This window comes from Pseudoalteromonas phenolica, from assembly GCF_005886345.1.
GTDB lineage: Bacteria > Pseudomonadota > Gammaproteobacteria > Enterobacterales > Alteromonadaceae > Pseudoalteromonas > Pseudoalteromonas phenolica_A.
This window is the reverse complement of the sequence record NZ_PNEC01000009.1, coordinates 189,876-211,452: the sequence shown is the minus strand read 5'-3', so window position 1 is coordinate 211,452 and position 21,577 is coordinate 189,876. Positions and strand designations below refer to the sequence as shown.

Genomic DNA, 21,577 nt, shown 5'->3' with positions numbered 1-21,577 from the left:
AATTGAAAACATTTCCTCTTATTTGTTGGGTTTTCTAATGAAAAATCACCATATCTCATCAAAAATTTCTGAAAACAACAGAGCTCCTTTGACATTTAGATGGGAAGCATCTTCATAAATACTTACTCCTTCAACCTCTGATACATATCCTGAGTTGCTTATTAGGTAAGGTAAAGGGTCCAAAATATTAGCATTGCACTTCAAAACAGCTTCGTTAAGGGCATCCATAATAAATCTATTTCTGTCATTATATTTTTTAAGTGTTAAAAAAAACGGGGTGTGCTGTCTATAAAACAACTCTTGAGATTGGTAACTATTAAAAACGTTAAAAGAAAACTCTGGGATTGACTTAACAATATAAACATTTCTACTAGATGACAGTTCGCAAATACTATCTATAAAGCTTTGCCTGAAGGTGGTTAGGAAGTCTTGTTCTTTAGAGTCAAAGTAAATAAAAGGCTCATTAATCTCTCCATTTTCTATAAAACCATATAAATATAGATTAAAACGTGCTACGTAAATGACAGGTACATTTTGTAATGAATCAGAAGATAATTGCTCATATAAATAAGAGTTGTAATTTCCACACCCGGAAAACATTGAACCAGGTCTATGCTTGACCCCCTTTATAGGGATGCAACCACTAGCCCTTGCATTTATCAAATTAGCTTCATGATTAGGATAAAACTTTCGAAGCGAATTCAAAATTGAAGGTGCCAATGAACCTGCATGACTATCACCTAATATTACAGCTTTTACATCACCCTGAGTTTTACTCAGCTTCTTACAACCTTTACCAAATACACCATCATCATAGTATAGTTGACAATTATCTTCTTTAATTAAGCGAAGTTCATCTGAAAGAGAATTGAATACTTTCTCATTAATAAGATAATTATCTAATCGGGTAATTACATCTCGCTTAGGGATTCCTGAAAAAGCAAACAAAGCCACTCCAACACAAAAAAACAAAAGTGATAATTGTACTGGTTTGCTTTTATAGAAAAACTTAAGGTTGCTAGGGTTAGAAAATCTTCGAGTCTCGATTATGGAATAGCTAATATGGGCCAAAATAAGAGAAAGTGGTATTCCTACGAAGGACCAATAAGCAATTTCTAATTTCAAGCCTAAAACAACGATAGGCCAGTGCCATAAATAAAGCGAGTAAGAAACCTTGCCTAAATACTGGAATAGACCATTATTATAAATAAAACTATTTTGGTAATTTGCTGCGAGGATAAGAAGTGTTCCGATAACAGGTATTAAAGTGTAAAGGCTTGGCCAAGTTGTTGAGCTGGATACAAGAAAATAAGTTAAGAGAATTAAGCCTCCACCAAAAGTTTGAAAAAGCTTCTTATGCCTGTCACATATTTGCAGCGGAAAAAGAAAAACCACCCCTCCAAGCATCAACCCCCAGCCGCGACTTAAAAGCGAGTAATACCCGAAAGTTGGTGACTGTAAACTGATTAAATAGCCAACAACGAAACCGAAGACAGTTCCACCAAGGACAAAGAATCTAACCCCTTTTAAAGAAGAAAAATTGTATATACATAAAAGTAAAATAGGGTAAATAAAGTAAAACTGCCACTCAACAGACAAAGACCAAGTATGCAAAAGCCACTTACTATGTGAGGAAGCATCAAAATACCCTGACTCACTCCAATAAATGTAATTAGAAAGGAAGGCAACGCTGCTTGCAACATGTTTCCCCAAAGCCTTATAATCAGTTGGTGTTAAATAAAACCAACCCAATATCAACAATATAAGACAAAGAAAACTTAAAGCTGGCACTATACGATTAAAACGGGCAATGAAAAAGCTAAAAAGGCTAAACTTTCCTCTCTCCAACCCCTGCACAATTATTTTAGTCATTAGATAGCCAGATATCACAAAAAACACGTCGACACCTGAGAAACCACCCGGCAATAAATTTGGCTCAAAATGAAATAACACAACGCCAATTACAGCGATTGCCCTTAAGCCATTTATGTCATATCTAAAATCCAAATCAACAACCTTTAATAACTAAAACTTAAAACTACTTACGGAATAATGCTCTAAAAGCGTAATTCAAAAAATACCAACAACTTTCTATTAAACTAATACCTTCGCACTCTGTATAAATTTGCCATTGCCTCTTTGCTTTGCCTAGCTTATTTCTTGAGATTGAATTCGGTAAAATACGGTACTGTGTTAAAACACGTCTTAATAAATATGCATTTTGATTGCACTTCAGCAACTTAAGCCAAAATGCGTAATCTTGACCAGTTCGATAATTAGGCATGACTAAGTCTTTAAACGTACTAGACCTTAACATAACAGTTGAGCAGCCTAATGTTGCTTTTTTCATTAGCATATCTTTGTAATTGACAGATTCAGGTGTTTTAAGATCAACAAAACGATTTAGAGAGTTACCATCTTCGTCAATTAACTCATAAGCTGTATAGCTAAAATTAACATTTTTATTTGACTCCATAAATAAAAGTTGTTCCTGTAACTTTTCTGGTAACCAAATATCGTCGCTGTCAATGAAAGCAACATAGCCACCATTAATACGGGATAAAGAATTATTCCGTGTTATTGCCGCACCACTATTGTTTTCATTCCTGCATAAACTTACACGACTGTCATTGGCAGCTATTTTTTTTAAAATAGACCAAGTAGAATCTGTAGAACAATCATCAGTAACTAACCATTCCCATTCGGAAAAGGTTTGTGCGCAAAGAGAGTTGTAAGTCTCTAAAATTGTGTCTTGCGAATTGAATGTTGCTGTTATTATTGAAATTTTACTCATTACTATTCATTTTGTACTTGAAAAAGCTTAAAGTGCGGTATCTTAGCTTTAGTAGGTTATTGTTTACCCGATCAAAAAAGCTCATAACTTTTATTACAGGATCCGTATTAGATTCGGCAAGAGAATAACCTTGGATTGATAATACTCTAACCATTGAATGTTCTAAAAAAATAGCCAAATATTTGCGACGGTAATCAGCTACTGGAATAGGGTTCCAGGGGCTCGCCTTATACCACCCTGAAAAAAAGGACTTTGGTAAAAGCCAGCTTTTAACAGCGTTTGTAAACCGGTGCCTGTTATCAACGTACAAAGATTCTATATCCTTATCTTTTAAATCAACTAATTTATCACTCTTAAAGAAATCTTCTGGTAACAACTTTGTACTAAGAATTGCTTTAGTGGTTGAGCTTAAAACAAAACAGCAAGTAGGTATAATAGCACCATGCCATTTATGTAAAGTAAGGCCTGTAACTCTATTATGCGAATACGTAGATATTGCTTTACTGCATACACGGATAAAAAGTTCGGTAATATGGCTACTGAAGATAGTATCGTTTATAAAAATAACGTTAATAATTTCATCTTCAAACTCAGTTCTTTCATACATCTCCTTTAATTTCAATAAACCATATTGATAGCCTGAAAACTCAAAAAAGCGATTAACATCGCGACCGTCTATAACACCACTTTGTAACTTCAAACTCTCTGAGGTATCAACTATTATAATATCACTTTCTGATAAACCTATCTTTTTCGAAAATTTGTTAACGGACTTTTTGATTTTTAGATTATTATAATGAATGCAAATTAAAAATGTTCTAGTTTCCACATTGTCCCCTATAACTATAAATTAAAGCGACACAAACCCATGGAATAGGGTTACCAATTGTCCCAAGACAAAAAAGATAAAATAAGAAAACAATACCAATAGGTAACAATTCTTTTTCTGTTCTAATCTTACTAAAAATACGCTTAAATGACATTATGAAAGCTAATAAACCCAAGAGCCCCATATCTAGCATTATCGAAGCAACATAAGAAGTAGGCCTAACACTATAATATTCACCATTATTCCATGTAGTAAAGAAACTAACTTGAGAAGCAGAAACACCAGAGTTTATAAGAGCCTCTAAAGATGAATACTCCCAAAAACCAACACCTAAACCAAATGGATTATAAAAACCAGAAAGATACCCAGAATAAACAGATATAGCCCTGAACCCAGAAGTATTAAGTAATAGTTCCATAAAGTATGAAAAATTGGCGTTAGCAAATATATTTGAAGCTATATCTAAAGTCCTGACACCTGTAAAGCTTAAATAATTAACTGAAAAAAAAACAAAAACAGGAAAAGCTATAATAGAAAATCTCTTGTATATTAAACCAAAGAAAATGAAACTATAGATTGCCCCTGTTGCCGATCTTATTAGAAATACAATTATAAATAAAACTAGTAAATCATAAACTACCCTTTTAGATTCATCACTTAAATAACAAAATCGGAAAGCTGCATAAATAAACAAAAATTCCATACCTGCACGTGATGGTTCAGAAGATAGTAGACTTATACCTCGTCCGTGCCCCATTACACCCGCATTACCCCTACTCATTAGTAGATCGATTATTAAATCAAAGCCAAACAAGTTAGCTAAGCCGGTATATTGAAAAAAAGACAGAAAAACTAAAAAATAAAAGACGAGCTTTATGATCTTAACAATCAAACCACAATCAAATCTTGATGAGAAATATATTGTAAAAAATATTAGAAATGGGTTTAAATAGGCAAGGATAGATCTTAACACCTCAGAATTAAAATCATTATAAATATACATACCGTATATAGGTGAAACAAAAAGAACTACAATAAAAAACAACTGCTCCCTGTATAAAACTGGCCTTTTTAGCAAGTAATAAATACCAGCATAAGGAAAAATCTCAGCTTTTAATAAAGAAAAGTTAACAGAGGGAAAGAAAAGCATAACCCTAAGGAAGTTGAACATATCTTACTACTCCAGCGTAGATACAAAATCAGTTAGCTTTTTATTCTTTGAATGAATGCTTTCACCATCATATACAATGATATCAACGCTATCACCTAAGTACCTATTACCTGTCTCCATAACTAAATACTTTTGATTATCAGTAAGCTTCTGCTCAATAAAAATATCAAGCTTTCCAATTTCATTTTGAACAGCTTTGTAATTTAGCTCAAGGTTTTGCTCTGTTCCAAGGATTTTAAAAATATAATAGAGTGTTAAAGAAGGAAACTTCTTACCATCATTACCTAATATATTTTTACCGACTCTGCCCAGGATCTCTTCTACTACCTTATGGTTTCTACCACACTTACATTGAACGTTTGAGACTTTGACATAATCCCCCAACTCATACCTTATAATTGGGAATGAGAATGAGTATAGATTAGTTACAACTATTTTATTGTTAACAATTTCTATATAACAGGTCTCTTCGTTTACATGCATACTTCCGTGTTCACATTCAAAAGCTATTATCCCAGATTCTGCAGCTCCATATTCACTAATAGCCTTTCTACCAAAAGCCTTTATTATCTCGGACTGGTAGTGATCGTAAATCTTCTCGGAAGTAGCCTTAACAAGTTTTATATTATCAAACTTAATATTTTTCTTATTAACTTCTCGAGCAACTTCGTAGATCATAGAACTGTACCCATGAAGGTATTTTGCACTACATGCCTTACTTATGAAGCCAGCAAGATCAGTCTCTGAATAGGAAAAAACTCTAAACCTATTCATTAAAAAGTCTAAAAGCTTAGTTTTAATTTTAGCAAAGATAGAAAAGGAATAACCCCAAAAATAACCATTCCGTTCCCAGACATTGACATTATGCCAAGATAACCCTCGAGCAATCGACGCTCTATGAAAAGAGTCCCACTCTTCATTTTTGAAAAAAGTTAACGTTTGACCACTTGTTCCTGATGTTTCAGAAAAAAACAGCTTAGCAAACTTATAATTACCCGTAGTATCAATGCTTGAATTATGATTAATTAATATTTCTTTAGATATTATTGGTATTTTATTTAGATCTTCAATTTTATTAAAATCAATCTCAGGGTCAAAATTCGAATTTACAAAAACTTCTTTATAATAAGCACTGTGTACTTTTGAAAACACTAATAACCTCTTTATTTTTTCAAAAGCAGCTTGTTCTAAAGTCTTTCTAGAGTCAAGTTCAGAAGACTTAAGTTCAGAAAGGGCGATTTTATACGATGGATTTCTGAATTTAACCCCCAAATCATAAATTAACTTTTTAACTCTCATTTTCTTTAACCTGCAATAGCTCATTATTAAGTTCATTGACTAAATCAAAAATCGTATGATCTTTTATGACCCACCATTTTTTTTCTAGTAAGAAATTAACAACACTAGGCTCAAACCTATATTTAATTATTTTTGCTGGAACACCAGCTACAATAGAGTAAGGCTCTACATCTTTAGTTACAACTGCTCCTGTAGCAATTATAGAACCAGCGCCAATTTTAAGGCCTGGTAAGATCTTTACTCCCTCTCCAATCCAAACATCAGGCCCAATAATGACCCTATATTTTCCATCAACAGTTTCATCATCTTTGTACGTTTTTATTTTTGGTGAGGACAACGAAAGACGCTTCATTAGTTTATTTTCAGGCCTATGAAAAGCCGGATGAGTTGATATATTTGAGCTTACAGGGTGATTGTTGCTTACAACAATTACATTATTAGCAATACTTGAGTAGGGACCAATGACACATAAATCTAGCCTACAGGATTGACCGATATAACTACCAAACCCAATCGATGAAAAATTCACAGAAGAATATCTCTTGATACTGTTAGACCCTTCGAAGCTCGCACCTCGAAAACGGCTTAGCAAACTTAAAAAAACTTTTTTTCTTCGCAACTTTAAAAGTTCAAACACTCTCATCGTATACTCCAAATATTTTTTCCTCACTTTCCTCAAAAAAATATCTTCTAGTCAAACTATTTTTATCAAGAGTCATCAAAGATGCTCTTAATTCAGCTTCGTTGCTAAAGTTTTTTATCAAATCAACGATAAATTCGTCATTACCAGATATATACTGAAGAGGTGTTTGACCGAAATATAAAGCTTCAAAAAGGCTCGTAGAATTGAATGAAATACAGCATTTAAAGGTTGAATTTTTCATTAGTTCATTACTAGGTTCATTAGTAAACTTGATATTACTTTTCGAATTAACTATTTTCATTAATTCATTTTTACCCTCTAAACTCGGATGTCTTCTAATCAAGAAGTCCTCTTCAGATATTGAAGAAATCACTTCTAACAGTTGAATGCAATTAACTAAATACTGTAACCTTGGTAACAAAACTAATATTTCGCGCTTATCCGGCCTGCTATGAGTATAAGTCTCACCAAAATGATATTTTTTTATTATCTTGCAATTTTCAGGTAGGTAACTTTTAATTTCAGCCAAAGTGAAGTCGCCCCATAAGATAGCATTGGCTGCAGAAAAGTTTTCATAATTTATTATATCTATGGGTACTGTATTGTTAAACTTACACATAATCCCATGTTGTAAACCATATGTGTTAGCCTTTTCGTTCATGACGATTGTCAATATTGTCTCATCCATGTCTGCAGAATTATATGCAATATAGTTTGAAGCCTTAATATCCAAAGATGAGTAATATTTATATGACTTGATTGCGTATGCTAACGAAATTATAACTTTCATATCAACTATATTATTATTTAAGCAAACATATAAACTTTTTAAAAGACTTGAAATTATTAAATAGAATTCTTTATAGTTTTTAGGGAGTCTAGATCTAAGAAAAACGCATTCGCTGTTATCTATGTTCTCTTCTCTAAGAAACTTCTTTAATTTATCAGCATGATCTTTTCTATTTTTAAATGAATAGGTTACTAAAAAATTAAACTCTCTTTTTTCACTTGAAAAATGGGGCATTTTGAATAGTATTTTAAATGCATTAGTTAACTTACTTTTGCCCCATACTAATCTTGCTAAAGCTGGAGCAGCCATTTTGCTAACTAAAATAGAATCATCTACTGCAATATATTTCTCAAAAAAAAGTATTTTTGAGATTTTTTCTTTTGTTAGTTTATATTTTTCGTATTTTGAAAGCATTTTATTACACCAAATTTTGAAGCAAAAAAGAGTCTAATCAACATAGATGATAAATCAGTCAGAAGAATACATAGTAATGCATAAAACATTGTCATTTCAGCAAAAAAAATCACAAGACCAAAAGCTAAATAATAAACAAGAGATGGTAAAAATATCCCTAAATGGGCATATTTTTCTTTGCCAATCGCCACTAAAGCAGGGTAGCCATAATTACTACTGATTGATACAAATACAAGTGAGAGTAGGATAATAAGTGTAAACTCATTAATCTCGGCTTTTGTACTAGAAAGTAACACTGCTGCAACGTCATTAGAGAACAAGTATATAATCGGAGAAAAGAATAGAATACAAAGTACAGTGCAAACACTATAAAAGTATAGCGATTTAAAGCATTTTGTTTTCAGTGTGTTCGTGTATAGCACCCTTGATATTGCCCCCAACAATGCCTGACCAACTTTGTATAACTGAACTAACAATGAGTAAATAGCAGTACCCTCATTAGAAATAAATCTTGAAACTAAAAAAGTGCTACCTTGATTTAAAACATTAACTGTTAATCTTGCAAAATAAAACCCCAAAGCACCTTTAACAAATTGATAAACTTCTTTCGCTCCAACTATCTGCCCTTTACTCATTTCAAGATTTCTTAACAAGAACGTATACAAAATTAAATTAGTGACTAAAACCATAGATGTTTGTACAAGCATCGCCACTTCTACTGGGAAATCTTCATAACTAGCTAAAAGAGCTACCAGTACCAAAGTAGCTTTAGAAATCAGACTTGTTATAGCCAACAACTTATAACGCTCTAAACCTGTCACTATTGGAGTAGGGTTCAAGTTCGAAATAGACACAAAAGCAGAAATAGTAAAGAGTACAGTTACACTATAATTAGAAAAAGCAGTGATAAGAGTGAGTAGCAATAACGATAAGACAACTTTTACTACTACAAAAATAATCAGCAAATCTTTATTAACATTTTTATATAATTTTTTTTCATTCATGTATTTTGGTATATACATACCAAATCCTAAATCACATAAAACAACAAACACTGCACATAAAGATAGTATGGCTACAAACTCACCATATAACTCAAGCCCAATGCTACTCGTTATAATTGGAATAACAATTAAAGGAGAAAAAGCTGTGAACATTGTAGAAACAATATTAAAGAAAATATTTATATTAACTTTTTTCATCAACAGTACTCAAATTTGGCAGCCAAAAGCTGCCAAATTGCTTAATACAAAGACTGTAAGTATTTCATATTCATACACTAACAATTAGAAAAATCCATACTTTTTAGTTAAAGTGTCAACATCAACCCCCTCTGAGATTTCAGTAAGAATTTTCTTTTCATTTGCAGCTCTTTTATAAACTTCATTAATTACAACTTTTTCAATATGTTTTGGAATAATAATAATACCTTCCGCATCAGCAAAAACTAAGCACTCTGGCTCAACTTTAATACCGTTTAAGAAAATTGTTTTATTAAATGAATCTGTTGTTGCTCTCTTTCTTACATCTTGACAAGTGTAGCCTTTTGCAAAAACAGGTAACCCAGTACTGATAACCTCTTCATTATCTCTTGTCATTCCATTAACAACAACCCCTGACGCCCCAGAACGAATTGCTAAATTCGCATTTAACTCACCAAAATAAGCATATTCAGGACTCTCATTTTCAACAAGTATTATGTCATCTGGAATAATCGTATCGTAACTATAAAGTGCGTCATATATTCCCTTAAAACATTCACCATCCTCTAATTTTCTTAACTTTAAGGTTTTAGCTCTCCCTAAAAGCTTAACCCCATTTATATTAGGAGTTAACCCCTTAACAACTTGATCAGGGTAACCTAAATCATCAAGCAAATCCGAAAGTATGCAACTTGTTAAATGATTCTTTATATTTCCTAATAACTTTCTACTTTTTTCCCTTTTTCCTGCGGCTATAAGCTCTGCTAATTGAAAGTCTTCAGGCCAATTAACATCAATTGCTTCAAGGGGTGAAGATTCGAGTAATAGAGGAGAGTTACCGATTCGTCTTTTTAACTTGGTCGCAGCATCTTTTTTTACAATGTACAGGCCCATAGTTTCAATAATAGTATCACCTAAATCGACACTATTCGGTATTGAGTTAATATCATACTCAGGACCATTATCATCCCATGTGTATAACCTTTCTTTTCTAACAAGAACAGCTGAATCATGCTCATTCCCTGATTTTAATTTTTCAATACCTGATTTAACTGTTTCCATATCAATGAACGGGCTTGTGCAAAGTATTTGAACATATATATCTGCATTTACATGCAAAACTTCATTATAAAACATTTTATTACCATCCACTTTATTGCTCGCAAGCTCTGGATCACGTTTCATAATTTTGCAATCTACCTCCGAAGCTGCATTAATCACATCCTCAGATTCTGTATCAAGATAAACTTCATCAAACAAACCGGAGCTTACTAGCTTTTCAAGGGTATGGAGAAATAGTGGCTTACCATCTAAAAGCTTCATATTTTTGCTTTCAATTCTTGAACTCGAACCTTTAGCTGGTAAAAACGCAACTACTTTCATAATTATTTCCTATTTAAATTATCATAAATACCAAGAACTCTGTTACCGTCTTTCACAATAAGTGAGTTAATTCCTTCATCTCGCATTTTATAATCAGCGTCAGAGCATTTAGTCAGGGGTGATACTGTTTTAGGTGAAGCAGTCATCAAATCGATGGCTTTAGCTGTTTGATAACCGCTTATTTCATATGTGGTTAAATATTTTCTTATATCACCATCAGTTATAATTCCTTCTAAATTATTGGCATCTCCAACCAAAACTACTCCTGTTTTACTAGTACTCATTGTACTGATCACATCAATAAATGAGTCACCTTTTTGAACGTAAGTACCTGTTAGCACGAAATCTTTAACTGTCATTAAAAGTTTCCTGCCTAAACTTCCACCAGGATGGTATTTTGCAAAGTTTTCTTCTTTGAAAGACTTAGCCTTCATTAGAGAAATAGCAATTGCATCACCCAAAACAAGAGAAACTGTAGTTGACGTTGTTGGAGCGAGGTTAAGTGGGCATGCTTCTTTTTCAACTCCTATATCTAAATGAAAATCAGATAGTGATGCTAGAGTTGATGATGGATTACCAGTCATAGATATAAGTGTATTACCATTACTTTTAATAAATGGTAACAATTGCGTAACCTCAGATGTTTCTCCAGAATTTGATATGGCAAAGAAGATATCCTCTTCTTTAATCATTCCTAAATCACCATGATATGCTTCAGCAGGATGCATATACATTGAGGGAGTACCTGTACTAACTAAAGTTGCAAAAATTTTTTTTGCTATGTGACCAGACTTACCCATTCCACACATTACTACACGCCCTGTTGAGTTAGAAATACAAGATATAAGCTCTTCAAACGTATGATCTAGCTTAGACTCTACTTCCAGTATTCCTTCAATCTCATTTTTTATTACAGATTTTGCTTCTGAAATATAATTCATCTTACAACAACACCCCGCTTAAATATAAGATGCATAGAAATTGAGACTATGCACTATTACCAACTTATGATTGCATTATTACTTTTATTATTTCATTGATTAAATAAATATTTTTATTAACAATAAAAAATAGATTCATTGTTCTTGCACTTTTATTTAAAACAAGTTTCAACAAATCGTCGGCGATGAACAACTTCATCGATTTCAAGTAGGGTCTCAAGTAACTCTTCCATGTGTTTAAGTGCCAACATATTTGGGCCATCACATAGTGCTTTATCTGGTTCAGGATGCGTTTCCATAAATAGCCCATCAATTCCCACTGCTACCGCAGCTCTTGCAATAGCTGGCACATGATAACGATTACCACCTGTAGAACCATTTATAGCTCCGGGCATCTGTACACTATGAGTTGCGTCCATTACTACCTTGCAGCCTGTTTCTTTCATTATGGTCAAACCAGGCATGTAATTTATTAGTTGCCCAAAACCGAAGCTTGTCCCTCTTTCACAAAGCCAAATATCTTCATTACCAACAGCTTTACACTTCTCAACAACTGGCTGCATGTCCGATGGATGCATCCACTGCCCTTTTTTTATATTAACAGGCTTGCCCATTGCGGCTACGCGCTGAATGAAATTTGTCTGACGCACTAAAAAAGCTGGAGTCTGTAACACATCAACAACAGAAGCGACCTCATCTAAAGGTGTATCATCATGAACATCTGTGATCACCTTAACACCCAACTCCTGTCTTGCTTTTTGGAGTATTTTTAGACCTTGTTCTATTCCTGGCCCTTTAAAAGATGAGATAGACGAGCGATTTGCTTTCGTAAATGATGATTTAGCAATATACTCAATACCTAATTTACTTGTAATATCCCTTAATGCTCCAAACGTGTCTAAAACAAGTTGTTCAGATTCAATAACACAAGGTCCTGCTATTAAAAACATAATGTATTCCTATTTTTCCATTCATTAACTAACAAGCTTTATGTATTAAAAAAGCTAGCTTACGTTTAATTACAAGTTCTTATTAAAGTGTATTGAGGGATATTATTTTTAATAACCTAACATGAGAGAACTCATTATCATTGTTATAGCACTCACGTTTACTTTAAGATCGTCCTTCAAGTTACAGTATACTCTTAAAGAAACAACCAACTACAACCAGCTCATTAACATATTTCTAAGCCGTTGAACCCAATGCTCATTTTGTTTTGTGTGGCAATCTATGAACATTACACTGAATAAAGGTCTCTTTGCAGGTGCCGGAAATGCACTTGCTGGTATCGGCTGAATCGGGATTTTCTTTTCTAATAGGCCTTTATCAAACGCGATATCTTGAATGGCAACAGCAAAGTCATACCAACTTGCTACACCTAGGTCACAATAATGGTATACTTGCTCAAGGCTTTCTTGTTCAGTCAATTGCCATAGGTACTTTGCCAGTCCGTTCGCATTTGTTGGGCACCCTATTTGGTCACTTACCACATTCAATGCTTCTTTTTCTGACATAAGACGCAGCATGGTCTTCACAAAGTTATTACCGTGACTTGAATAAACCCAAGAGGTTCTCACTATTGATGAGTTCTGCGGGTAATGCTGTTTTATCGCTTTTTCACCGGCTAACTTTGAAGCACCATAGACATTTATAGGGTTTGTCTTATCATCCACCTGATAAGGTGTATTTTTACTACCATCAAACACAAAATCTGTTGAGATATGCAACAAACGTATGTTGTGCTTGCAAGCAGCTTTAGCTAAAAACTCTACAGCTGTTGCATTGATTAAATACGCATTTACTTGATCAGACTCTGCTTTATCAACGGCAGTATAAGCCGATGCATTAATGATAACACTAGGATTGTGAGTCTCTATCGCACTCTCGATACTCTCTTGTGATGTAATATCGATATCATCACGACCTAGTGCCACAGCGTTAATATGTTCAGGGCAGGTTTGCATAAGTTCCCATGCAACCTGACCATTTTTACCAATGATTAGCGCGTTCATTTAGTTTTTTCCTAAACGCTCTCGTTGATAAGAACCATCTTGAACATTTTTACACCATTCTTGGTTATCTAAGTACCATTGAATGGTTTTTAAAATACCTGTTTCAAAGGTCTCTTCTGGGCGCCAACCTAGCTCTTTATTTATTTTCGTCGCATCTATCGCATAGCGCACATCATGACCAGGTCTGTCTGCAACAAAAGTAATTAAGTCATTGAAGTCTGATAAATTCTCTGGCTTATCTTCGATTAAATTATTTAAGTGATTACAAATCGTGGTGACAACTTCAATATTTTGTTTTTCATTAAAGCCGCCAATATTATACGTTTCACCTAATTTACCTTTTGAGACTACTTTATAAAGCGCTCGAGCATGGTCTTCAACAAATAACCAGTCTCTGACTTGCTTACCGTCACCATAAACTGGTAATTGCTTACCTTCTAGAGCATTAAGAATTATTAGTGGAATAAGCTTTTCAGGGAAATGGTATGGACCATAATTATTTGAACAGTTAGTTAAAACAACTGGCAAATCATAAGTACGGTGCCATGCTCTGACTAAGTGGTCAGACGCAGCTTTTGAGGCAGAGTATGGTGAGCTTGGCTCATAAGAAGTTTCTTCTGTGAATAAGCCTGTTTCCCCTAAATCACCATATACTTCATCTGTCGAAATATGGTGGAATCGGAAGCTTGCTTTTTTATCATAATCTAAGTCATTGTAGTAACTGCGAACCGCTTCAAGTAATTCATATGTACCTACTACATTTGTTTGAATAAATTCACCAGGACCATCAATTGAGCGGTCTACATGGCTTTCAGCTGCAAGGTGCATGATAAAATCTGGCTGATACTGATTTAAAACAGCTGATACTTTTGCTCTGTCACAGATATCACCTTGGGTAAAATGATAGCGCTCATTATCTTCAACCGAACGCAGCGATTCTAAGTTTCCTGCGTAAGTTAACTTATCAAAGTTAATAACTGTGTGAGCTGTTTCATTAATTAAAAAGCGCACCAGTGCTGAACCGATGAAACCTGCACCACCTGTGACAAAAATTGTTTTATTCATTACGACTTCTCTTCCCTTAAAATACAGGTGCATCAACCAGCAAAAGGCCCGCTTTATCTTTTTCAGATAAAAGTGGAACTTGACCATTTACTAAAGGCCATTGGATATCTAACACTGGGTCGTCCCACAATACACTTTGTTCGAACTGTGGGGCATAGTAATCTGTACACTTGTATACAAATTCTGCTGACTCGGTTGTAACGTAAAAACCATGGCCAAACCCTTCTGGCACCCATAATTGACGCTTATTTTCAGCACTTAATAGCACACCAACATGCTTACCAAACGTTGGGCTGTCTTTTCTCATATCAACAGCGACATCGTAAACTTCACCTTGCGTGACTCGAACTAACTTACCTTGGGTCTGTTCAGTTTGATAATGCAGACCACGCAAAATACCCTGTGAAGATTTACTGTGATTATCCTGCACAAATATGACATCAGCCACATTTTCTCTAAACCACTCTTCTCTGAAGGTTTCCATGAAGAAACCTCTGTCATCGCCAAATACTTTTGGCTCAAGAATCTTCACATCTGGGATGGCTGTCTCGAATATATTCATGAAAACACCTTCTGTTCCAGCAAACCAAGTAGGTATTCACCATAGCCACTTTTTCTTAAAGGTTCCGCTATATATCGAAGCTGCTGCTCTGTTATATAACCCATTCGGTAAGCAACCTCTTCTGGGCAGTTAACTTTTAAACCTTGGCGCTTTTCTATTGTCTCAATGAATTGCGCAGCTTGTAATAAACTGTCATGCGTACCTGTATCTAACCACGCTGTACCACGCCCCATAATTTCAACATTCAGCGTACCTGCTTCAAGGTACTGTTCGATTACATCGGTAATTTCTAATTCACCACGTGCTGAGGGTTTTACTTTTTTTGCGTACTCAACAATTTTATTATCAAAGAAGTACAGGCCTGGTACTGCATAGTTTGATTTAGGTTTTTCAGGCTTCTCTTCAATTGAAATAGCTTTACCTTTATCGTCAAATTCAACAACACCATAGGCTTTTGGGTTTGCGACGTGGTAACCAAATACTGTACCACCTTCAGGGCGATTAGCTGCTGCCTGAAGAGATTTAATTAAATCATGACCATAGAAAAGGTTATCACCCAAAACCAGAGCAACATTATCGTCACCAATAAAATCCTCACCTAACAAAAAGGCTTGAGCTAAACCGTCTGGAGAAGGTTGTGCAACATATTCAATATTGATACCCCACTCCTTACCATCACCTAGCAACGCTTCAAATCTAGCTTGCTCTATTGGCGTTGTAATTATAAGAATATCTTTAATGCCTGCGCTCATTAACGTTGCGATCGGGTAATAGACCATCGGTTTATCATAAACTGGCATTAATTGCTTACTAACCACTTTCGTTAATGGGTATAAACGTGTTCCACTACCGCCAGCTAAAATTATACCTTTTGTATTCACTACAATTTCCATTTATTTATCAGACTTATACTCATAATTGTAATAACCATAATAACCATAGGCATTGCTGGCTTTTTTAACTACACCATTAAACACTACACCTTTAACATCAATTCCATTTTGCTCAAACCGGTTACGAGTAAGCTCAAGCTCTTTAACATGGTTTTGACCAAAGCGTGTTACAAGTAGTGTGCTGCCTGCATGTGCACTTACAATTGCAGGGTCTGTTACAGCAAGAATTGGTGGAGTATCTATAATTACAAGGTCATATTTGGCACTGACTTCTTCAACCAGTTTTGAGAAGTTTTCGTGCATTAGCAGTTCTGACGGGTTAGGTGGTATCTGCCCACGCGTCATTACATCTAACCCTTCAACTTGGCTGTGTTTAACAGCTTGGTCTAAGTCGATTCTGCCAGAAAGGTAATCACTTAATCCATTATCCCACTGCATACCAAATTGGGTTTGCAAGTAACCTTTACGCATATCGGCGTCGATAATAAGCACTTTTTTATCGCTTTGTGCGAGTACAGTAGCTAAGTTTACTGAAATAAACGATTTACCAACGCCAGGGCTCGGACCTGAGATAGCAATTACATTGTTTTTCGCTTCCATCATGGCAAAGTGTAAGCTAGTACGTAAACTTCTCAATGCCTCAATGGAGAGGTCTGCTGGGTTATCCATTGCAAGTATCGATTTCGCTTTGGCCGTTTTACCTTTGCGCGCTTTTGCGAAACCAGTTAGTTTAACCTGATATTCTGAATAAGGTACGCTTGCATAAACAGGTAAACCTAAAGCTTCAATTTCACTCGGGTCTTCAATACCTTTATGCATTGCTTTTTGAACAAGCACAATTGCTACAGCCAAAATGCCGCCCAACATGGTTGCCATAACAACGATTAAGGCTTTTTTAGGTTTAACTGGTTTAGAAGTGTTTACTTCAGCAAGGTCAATCACACGTACATTACCTACGGTGCCCGCACGAACAATGTCTAGTTCTTGTGTTTTTGCCAATAACAATGTGTAAATTTCGTTATTCACTTCAACATCACGCGTTAAGCGAAGTAGTTCTTGCTGTGTTTCTGGTAGCACCTTCACTTCTGCAGCTAAACGGCGCTTTTGGTTCTCAACCGCTTGTATCTGCTCAACGGCTGCCTGGTAACTTGGGTGACTTTGTTTGAATTTGCGGCCAAGCTCTAACTTTTTAAGTTCAAGTTCTTGTAATTGTGTTTCGAGCTTAACTAGCTGCCTTAATACGCCTTCTGTTTCTAAGCTTATATCAACTGATTGCTGTTTTACTTGATAATCGTTAAAACGTTGCTCAGCAGCCTCAAGTTGTTTTTTAACCTGAGGAAGTTGATATTCTAAGAAGTCTAATGACTTTTGTGCTTCAGCGCTATTACGCTCAACATTTCGGCGAACATATATACCGGCAACTTTGTTTAATACTGTTTCAGCATATTCAGCATTCGCATTTTGCAGGTTTAAGTTAATGATACCTGAGTCTTTACCTTTTTCACTTGCCCCGATGGCAGTTTGTAAATCAAGAATAGTATTTAAGCGATCTCGCTTAGTTAAGGTAAACTCAGTATCTGGGCGAGCAACTAGCGTTTTCAATGTTAATGAAAAAGCGCCGTTTGTTACTTCTTCGCCTACTTTACCTTTTAATATGCTATCGCCATTGCCTGTTAATAATTCAAACTGATTATTTGCCAAGGTAACTAACGTAAAATCAGCACCAATGGCATTTTGTGGCACTTCGAACTTAAAGATTTCAATCTTCTCGCCGCCCCATGCATAACTAGATGCACCAAAACTTGGCTCGGCTAAATCACCTTCTTTAATAGGTGTGAATTTACGAAATGCTCTGCCACCAATAATTGGGAAATGCTTTGGTTCAGCCATTATGTCTAGTTTTAAACTGTCAACCGCTTCACCAATGATGCTACGAGATTTTAATAGTTCGATTTCAGTCACTGCAGCAGATGTGCTTTCAAACATGCCGCCTAGTTCATCAAAACCAGGGACCGAGCCCCCTTTTTCTTCAACCTGTATCATCGCTGTCGCTTGATAAATCGGCGTACTAAATACCGCAACTGCAACACCAACGATCATAAAAAAGGCTGTAACGGCCATAATAAACCATTTACGGTCAAGTAAAGCGCCTAACAAGGCCATTAAATCGATTTCTTGCGCTTGTTCTGTGGATTGCTTTTGTTGCGAGCCACTTAATAGGTTTGATTGAGCATTCATTGACTCTTTCATCCTTATAAATACTTCTGCCAAGCGCTACAAGCGCTATCGATTAATTCGTAAACATGTTCAAAAGCTTCTCGACTTTGACGGTATGGGTCTGGTACTTCTTTGTCGCCTAACCATTTACCAAGGAGAAATGTTTTACCGCGCGCTTGAGGGTAACGAGAACACAAATCTTCGAGATGACGTTTTTCCATCACCAAGATCACACTATTATGACTTACAAGGCTTGTGCTGATTTGCTGACCTTTATGCTCTGTCATATCAACGCCATGTTGCAGCGCTAATTCTTGAGCAAAGCTATCCGCTGATTTGCCTTCAAGGGCTGTTAATCCGGCAGAGCTCACTTTTACGTTCTTGCCTGCCAGTTTACTTTTTAAAACATACTCAGCGGTAGGACTTCGGCAAATGTTACCTGCACATACCATTAAAACACTATCGAACATACTGGTTTGCCTACTACTGGTTATCTATATCTTGTAATCTATCAACGGTTGTTAATGCTGGTAACAATAAGCTGATGACTTTGTTCCAACGTGCAAGTGGTGCACTAGTAACATAAACAATGTCTTGCGGGTCTAATTCAAACTGCTCTGCTAGCACTAATGCAGCTACATTTTTTGCATGCAGTTGATAAACATCAGCAATTACGCCGTCTTGTTCTAAATCGCGTTTACGAAAAACAAAAATGCCATTGGCGTCTGCCGAACGTTCATCAATACCACCCACTTCACTGAGGGCTTCGGCTAAGTTAAGGCCATAACGATTAACTTCGACTGTGCCTGCACGCTTTACATCACCCAGTACATAGACATTTCTTTGATCGTTACGTGTTACATGCACAATATCACCATGCTGTAACAAACGATTTTGCGATATGTCACCTTTTGAATAAAAGTCATCAAGGCGAATTAATTCGGTTGTAGCGCCACGAGTGAATGTAACTGTCTTCCAATCTGCACGCTCATTGAGGCCGCCAGCTTGGTTTAGAGCATCGACAAGAGTAAGAGGTGTCTCAGTCACTGCATATACACCTGGCTTTTTAACTTCACCCGTTACATAAGCCTTTTGACTTCTAAAGCCAACTACCTTTACATCAATTTGAGGATCTTCAATAACACGGCTTAAGCGCTTAACGAGCTCTTCTCGTACTTCAGACACTGTTTTGCCAGCAGCCTGCACTTTGGGGGCGTATGCGTATGTAATGGTGCCATCGGCTTGGACACGGAAACCATCGAACTCTGCAGTACGTTGAACGGCAGCAGGAATAGTTAGCTCTGGGTGATCCCATACCCCGATTGTCAATACGTCACCTACACCAAGCTTGTAGTCATAATTTGATAAATCAAGGCCTGCTGCTGTATTGAAGGTTTTCGTTTTAGAGACTGACTTTTGTTGATTAATAAGTGCTGAATCTATGAGTTGGATATTGACTTTTTCTAGTTCCCTCTCAAGGTTTTCAGTTTGCTCACCTTGCTTTAATCCTTCAAAATGGCCACCCGGTATGATTGTACAGCCACTCATTGCCAGAAAACATGCTGAAGCAATGATAGTTTTATAGCGTTGCGCCATTCGTTCTTCCCAAAATCGTTCTTATTAGCTTTTTCTAAAGCCTTTATGTAAAGCTGAGTAATTAAACCACTTGTAGATTTTGTTAGCAAGTAATGGGAGTGTGAATTTTTTAGTTATAGTGTTCGCATAGTTAGTATCTACTTAATATAACACTGATTCTCAGAATGGAATTTTGGAGAAATGGGTAAATAGAATTCATGAAAGCTCAAAGTCGAGCCTAATGCTGCTTAGCTCGAATTCAAATATAGTCAGAACTTTGAAGGTAACCTGCTTCATTCAACAATTCAGTAATGACTGTTTTCAAAGCTTCCTTCCAATTCTCTGCATTTCCGTTTTGCTTTTTGTATAACAAACTAAAAACAGGCCTCTTTACTGGTGTCGGATATGCATTTCCTGGTATCAGCTGTATCGGGATTTTCTTATCTAATAGGCCTTTTTCAAACGCGATACCCTGAATTGCAACTGCAAAGTCATACCAACTGGCAACTCCCAAATCACTATAGTGATACACTTGCTCAAGGCGTTTTTGTTCAGCCAATTGCCATAGGTACTTTGCTAAACCGCTCGCACTTGTTGGACACCCTATTTGTATTACTCACCACGTTTAATGCTTCTTTTTCTGACATTAAACGCAGCATGGTTTTTACAAAGTTATTGTCATGACTTGAAAAAAACCAAGAGGTTCACACTATTGATGAGTTCTGCGGGTAATTCTGTTTTATCGCTTCTTCACCAGCTAACTTTGAAGCTCCATAGACATTAATAGGATTTGTCTTTCCAAGACTAATTCAAATATGCAACAAGACGGCTAGAGCTTTTAAGAGCTCGTTGTTCTATCTTACAAGCTGAGTTTAAGCTTATATTCACGGGTTTTAAGTTGGCTTGGGTTACTAGTTACACAACTCAAAGAAAACCAGAACCACAGTGGCTTATTCATTTAAAGCCGAAAGTTTGTGTATAATCTCACTATCAACGTCCAAATCAAACTTTCTTGCAATTAATTTGGAAGAGTTGATTACAACGTTGTAGTCATCTAATGTCAGTAACTTTGGGTTTGCATCCTGAGCACTCCAATCAACATAAGTAAGATTATCATTACACAAAGTATCTAAACCTTTATGTTTTATGTAAGTTTGAAAGACAATTTCATCAGGGCATAGTGCATTTTCAAATCGTGCTAGATATTTATCAAAATCCCTGTCATTTATAATGTTTGAATAGATATTTTTATGAAAGCAGAACCAACTAGAGCCATGCATCAACTCTAACTTTGTATTTTTGGTTAAACCAAACTTCATACACAGTGCTGCATATAGCTTCCTAAATACTCTTTGAGTAAAGCTTTGGCCAATTGAGAAAAAAGGATAATGCACTAGCGCTCTATACTTTGAAAAACTTTTTGTTTCAATATCTATAAAAGAGCGGCCATTATGTTCTACAAAAAAGTCCAAAATATCTTTTTGGCTTTTGATTGGAAAGTCCTGCCCTGACATGAACCATAGGTAATCAAAATCTTCTTTTGCTGCACGCTTTAATAAGTTATACGTAGCATAAACTTGAGAAATATGACCCCAGCGGACATCTACTCTATCATCATCTGTAATTAAAACGACATTATCTTGAATGATGATTTGTTCACTAATATCAGATTTTATATCTACATGAATAAAAAACTTAAAGAAACTAGGATCAAATTGGGCGATCAATTTGTTTATCAATTCCGCTTGTTTATGGCAAGCTACCAAAATTGCGATTCTCATAATATT

General features: G+C 35.6%; 20 protein-coding genes and 1 pseudogene. All 21 read right to left on the bottom strand.

Going from position 1 to position 21,577, the window contains the following annotated elements; translation table 11 throughout:
- Positions 1 to 45: 45 nt before the first annotated feature.
- The 21 genes and pseudogenes from CWB72_RS05535 to CWB72_RS05430 all read right to left on the bottom strand — a co-directional run bounded on the left by CWB72_RS05535 (position 46) and on the right by CWB72_RS05430 (position 21,571).
- A complete protein-coding gene (locus tag CWB72_RS05535; RefSeq protein ID WP_138629795.1) occupies positions 46 to 2,007 on the bottom strand; it encodes an acyltransferase family protein in 1,962 nt (653 codons plus the stop codon).
- Positions 2,008 to 2,038: 31 nt separating this feature from the next.
- Positions 2,039 to 2,794, bottom strand: a complete 756-nt coding sequence (locus CWB72_RS05530) for a glycosyltransferase family 2 protein (RefSeq protein ID WP_138629793.1) — start codon at positions 2,792 to 2,794, stop codon at positions 2,039 to 2,041.
- Positions 2,787 to 3,623, bottom strand: coding sequence for a hypothetical protein (locus CWB72_RS05525; protein WP_138629791.1), 837 nt, complete (start codon positions 3,621 to 3,623; stop codon positions 2,787 to 2,789). The genes CWB72_RS05530 and CWB72_RS05525 overlap by 8 nt, the downstream gene beginning before the upstream one ends.
- Positions 3,613 to 4,794, bottom strand: a complete 1,182-nt coding sequence (locus CWB72_RS05520) for a hypothetical protein (protein WP_138629789.1) — start codon at positions 4,792 to 4,794, stop codon at positions 3,613 to 3,615. Before CWB72_RS05520 ends, CWB72_RS05525 begins: the two co-directional genes overlap by 11 nt.
- Before the next feature lie 6 nt (positions 4,795 to 4,800).
- The gene (locus CWB72_RS05515) at positions 4,801 to 6,093 is read right to left on the bottom strand and encodes a phenylacetate--CoA ligase family protein (protein WP_138629787.1); all 1,293 of its coding nucleotides are present in this window, start codon (positions 6,091 to 6,093) and stop codon (positions 4,801 to 4,803) included.
- Positions 6,083 to 6,736, bottom strand: a complete 654-nt coding sequence (locus CWB72_RS05510) for a CatB-related O-acetyltransferase (protein ID WP_138629785.1) — start codon at positions 6,734 to 6,736, stop codon at positions 6,083 to 6,085. Before CWB72_RS05510 ends, CWB72_RS05515 begins: the two co-directional genes overlap by 11 nt.
- Positions 6,723 to 7,940, bottom strand: a complete 1,218-nt coding sequence (locus tag CWB72_RS05505; RefSeq protein WP_138629783.1) for a hypothetical protein — start codon at positions 7,938 to 7,940, stop codon at positions 6,723 to 6,725. The genes CWB72_RS05510 and CWB72_RS05505 overlap by 14 nt, the downstream gene beginning before the upstream one ends.
- On the bottom strand, positions 7,910 to 9,142 hold the full coding sequence (locus tag CWB72_RS05500; protein ID WP_138629781.1) for an oligosaccharide flippase family protein: 1,233 nt from the start codon (positions 9,140 to 9,142) through the stop codon (positions 7,910 to 7,912). The genes CWB72_RS05505 and CWB72_RS05500 overlap by 31 nt, the downstream gene beginning before the upstream one ends.
- An 84-nt stretch (positions 9,143 to 9,226) precedes the next feature.
- The gene (locus CWB72_RS05495; RefSeq protein ID WP_138629779.1) at positions 9,227 to 10,525 is read right to left on the bottom strand and encodes a cytidylyltransferase domain-containing protein; all 1,299 of its coding nucleotides are present in this window, start codon (positions 10,523 to 10,525) and stop codon (positions 9,227 to 9,229) included.
- Between the two features lie 2 nt (positions 10,526 to 10,527).
- Complete coding sequence (locus tag CWB72_RS05490) at positions 10,528 to 11,466, bottom strand: KpsF/GutQ family sugar-phosphate isomerase (RefSeq protein WP_138629777.1); 939 nt, start codon at positions 11,464 to 11,466, stop codon at positions 10,528 to 10,530.
- A 152-nt stretch (positions 11,467 to 11,618) separates the two neighbouring features.
- Positions 11,619 to 12,416: a 3-deoxy-8-phosphooctulonate synthase gene (gene kdsA, locus CWB72_RS05485; protein ID WP_138629775.1), complete on the bottom strand. Its 798-nt coding sequence runs from the start codon at positions 12,414 to 12,416 to the stop codon at positions 11,619 to 11,621.
- 210 nt (positions 12,417 to 12,626) lie between these two features.
- Positions 12,627 to 13,478, bottom strand: a complete 852-nt coding sequence (gene rfbD / locus CWB72_RS05480; protein ID WP_138629773.1) for a dTDP-4-dehydrorhamnose reductase — start codon at positions 13,476 to 13,478, stop codon at positions 12,627 to 12,629.
- Positions 13,479 to 14,543 (bottom strand): dTDP-glucose 4,6-dehydratase, encoded by a 1,065-nt coding sequence (gene rfbB, locus CWB72_RS05475; protein ID WP_138629771.1) that lies wholly within the window; start codon positions 14,541 to 14,543, stop codon positions 13,479 to 13,481.
- A gap of 16 nt (positions 14,544 to 14,559) precedes the next feature.
- Positions 14,560 to 15,105 (bottom strand): dTDP-4-dehydrorhamnose 3,5-epimerase, encoded by a 546-nt coding sequence (gene rfbC / locus CWB72_RS05470; RefSeq protein WP_138629769.1) that lies wholly within the window; start codon positions 15,103 to 15,105, stop codon positions 14,560 to 14,562.
- Positions 15,102 to 15,998 (bottom strand): glucose-1-phosphate thymidylyltransferase RfbA, encoded by an 897-nt coding sequence (gene rfbA / locus CWB72_RS05465; protein ID WP_138629767.1) that lies wholly within the window; start codon positions 15,996 to 15,998, stop codon positions 15,102 to 15,104. The genes rfbC and rfbA overlap by 4 nt, the downstream gene beginning before the upstream one ends.
- Complete coding sequence (locus CWB72_RS05460) at positions 15,999 to 18,236, bottom strand: polysaccharide biosynthesis tyrosine autokinase (RefSeq protein ID WP_138629765.1); 2,238 nt, start codon at positions 18,234 to 18,236, stop codon at positions 15,999 to 16,001. It lies immediately after the preceding gene.
- 14 nt (positions 18,237 to 18,250) lie between these two features.
- The gene (locus CWB72_RS05455; RefSeq protein ID WP_138629763.1) at positions 18,251 to 18,685 is read right to left on the bottom strand and encodes a low molecular weight protein-tyrosine-phosphatase; all 435 of its coding nucleotides are present in this window, start codon (positions 18,683 to 18,685) and stop codon (positions 18,251 to 18,253) included.
- A 13-nt stretch (positions 18,686 to 18,698) separates the two neighbouring features.
- Positions 18,699 to 19,811, bottom strand: coding sequence for a polysaccharide export protein (locus CWB72_RS05450; protein WP_138629761.1), 1,113 nt, complete (start codon positions 19,809 to 19,811; stop codon positions 18,699 to 18,701).
- Between the two features lie 238 nt (positions 19,812 to 20,049).
- The gene (locus CWB72_RS05445; RefSeq protein ID WP_289508439.1) at positions 20,050 to 20,397 is read right to left on the bottom strand and encodes a sugar nucleotide-binding protein; all 348 of its coding nucleotides are present in this window, start codon (positions 20,395 to 20,397) and stop codon (positions 20,050 to 20,052) included.
- A pseudogene (locus CWB72_RS21100) lies at positions 20,342 to 20,482 on the bottom strand (hypothetical protein); the annotation flags it as partial. The pseudogene CWB72_RS21100 and the gene CWB72_RS05445, both read right to left, overlap by 56 nt.
- Before the next feature lie 258 nt (positions 20,483 to 20,740).
- The gene (locus CWB72_RS05430) at positions 20,741 to 21,571 is read right to left on the bottom strand and encodes a beta-1,6-N-acetylglucosaminyltransferase (protein WP_138629757.1); all 831 of its coding nucleotides are present in this window, start codon (positions 21,569 to 21,571) and stop codon (positions 20,741 to 20,743) included.
- Positions 21,572 to 21,577 lie beyond the last annotated feature (6 nt).

What these genes read in the sequence shown, in the direction of transcription:
- CWB72_RS05495 (WP_138629779.1), bottom strand. Translation starts at nt 10,525, where the DNA reads ATGAAAGTAGTTGCGTTTTTACCAGCTAAAGGTTCGAGTTCAAGAATT.
- CWB72_RS05500 (WP_138629781.1), bottom strand. Translation starts at nt 9,142, where the DNA reads ATGAAAAAAGTTAATATAAATATTTTCTTTAATATTGTTTCTACAATG.
- rfbA (WP_138629767.1), bottom strand. Translation starts at nt 15,998, where the DNA reads ATGGAAATTGTAGTGAATACAAAAGGTATAATTTTAGCTGGCGGTAGT.
- rfbD (WP_138629773.1), bottom strand. Translation starts at nt 13,478, where the DNA reads ATGAACGCGCTAATCATTGGTAAAAATGGTCAGGTTGCATGGGAACTT.
- CWB72_RS05450 (WP_138629761.1), bottom strand. Translation starts at nt 19,811, where the DNA reads ATGGCGCAACGCTATAAAACTATCATTGCTTCAGCATGTTTTCTGGCA.
- kdsA (WP_138629775.1), bottom strand. Translation starts at nt 12,416, where the DNA reads ATGTTTTTAATAGCAGGACCTTGTGTTATTGAATCTGAACAACTTGTT.
- rfbB (WP_138629771.1), bottom strand. Translation starts at nt 14,543, where the DNA reads ATGAATAAAACAATTTTTGTCACAGGTGGTGCAGGTTTCATCGGTTCA.
- CWB72_RS05490 (WP_138629777.1), bottom strand. Translation starts at nt 11,466, where the DNA reads ATGAATTATATTTCAGAAGCAAAATCTGTAATAAAAAATGAGATTGAA.
- CWB72_RS05460 (WP_138629765.1), bottom strand. Translation starts at nt 18,236, where the DNA reads ATGAATGCTCAATCAAACCTATTAAGTGGCTCGCAACAAAAGCAATCC.
- CWB72_RS05505 (WP_138629783.1), bottom strand. Translation starts at nt 7,940, where the DNA reads ATGCTTTCAAAATACGAAAAATATAAACTAACAAAAGAAAAAATCTCA.
- CWB72_RS05515 (WP_138629787.1), bottom strand. Translation starts at nt 6,093, where the DNA reads ATGAGAGTTAAAAAGTTAATTTATGATTTGGGGGTTAAATTCAGAAAT.
- CWB72_RS05510 (WP_138629785.1), bottom strand. Translation starts at nt 6,736, where the DNA reads ATGAGAGTGTTTGAACTTTTAAAGTTGCGAAGAAAAAAAGTTTTTTTA.
- CWB72_RS05430 (WP_138629757.1), bottom strand. Translation starts at nt 21,571, where the DNA reads ATGAGAATCGCAATTTTGGTAGCTTGCCATAAACAAGCGGAATTGATA.
- CWB72_RS05455 (WP_138629763.1), bottom strand. Translation starts at nt 18,685, where the DNA reads ATGTTCGATAGTGTTTTAATGGTATGTGCAGGTAACATTTGCCGAAGT.
- CWB72_RS05530 (WP_138629793.1), bottom strand. Translation starts at nt 2,794, where the DNA reads ATGAGTAAAATTTCAATAATAACAGCAACATTCAATTCGCAAGACACA.
- CWB72_RS05520 (WP_138629789.1), bottom strand. Translation starts at nt 4,794, where the DNA reads ATGTTCAACTTCCTTAGGGTTATGCTTTTCTTTCCCTCTGTTAACTTT.
- rfbC (WP_138629769.1), bottom strand. Translation starts at nt 15,105, where the DNA reads ATGAATATATTCGAGACAGCCATCCCAGATGTGAAGATTCTTGAGCCA.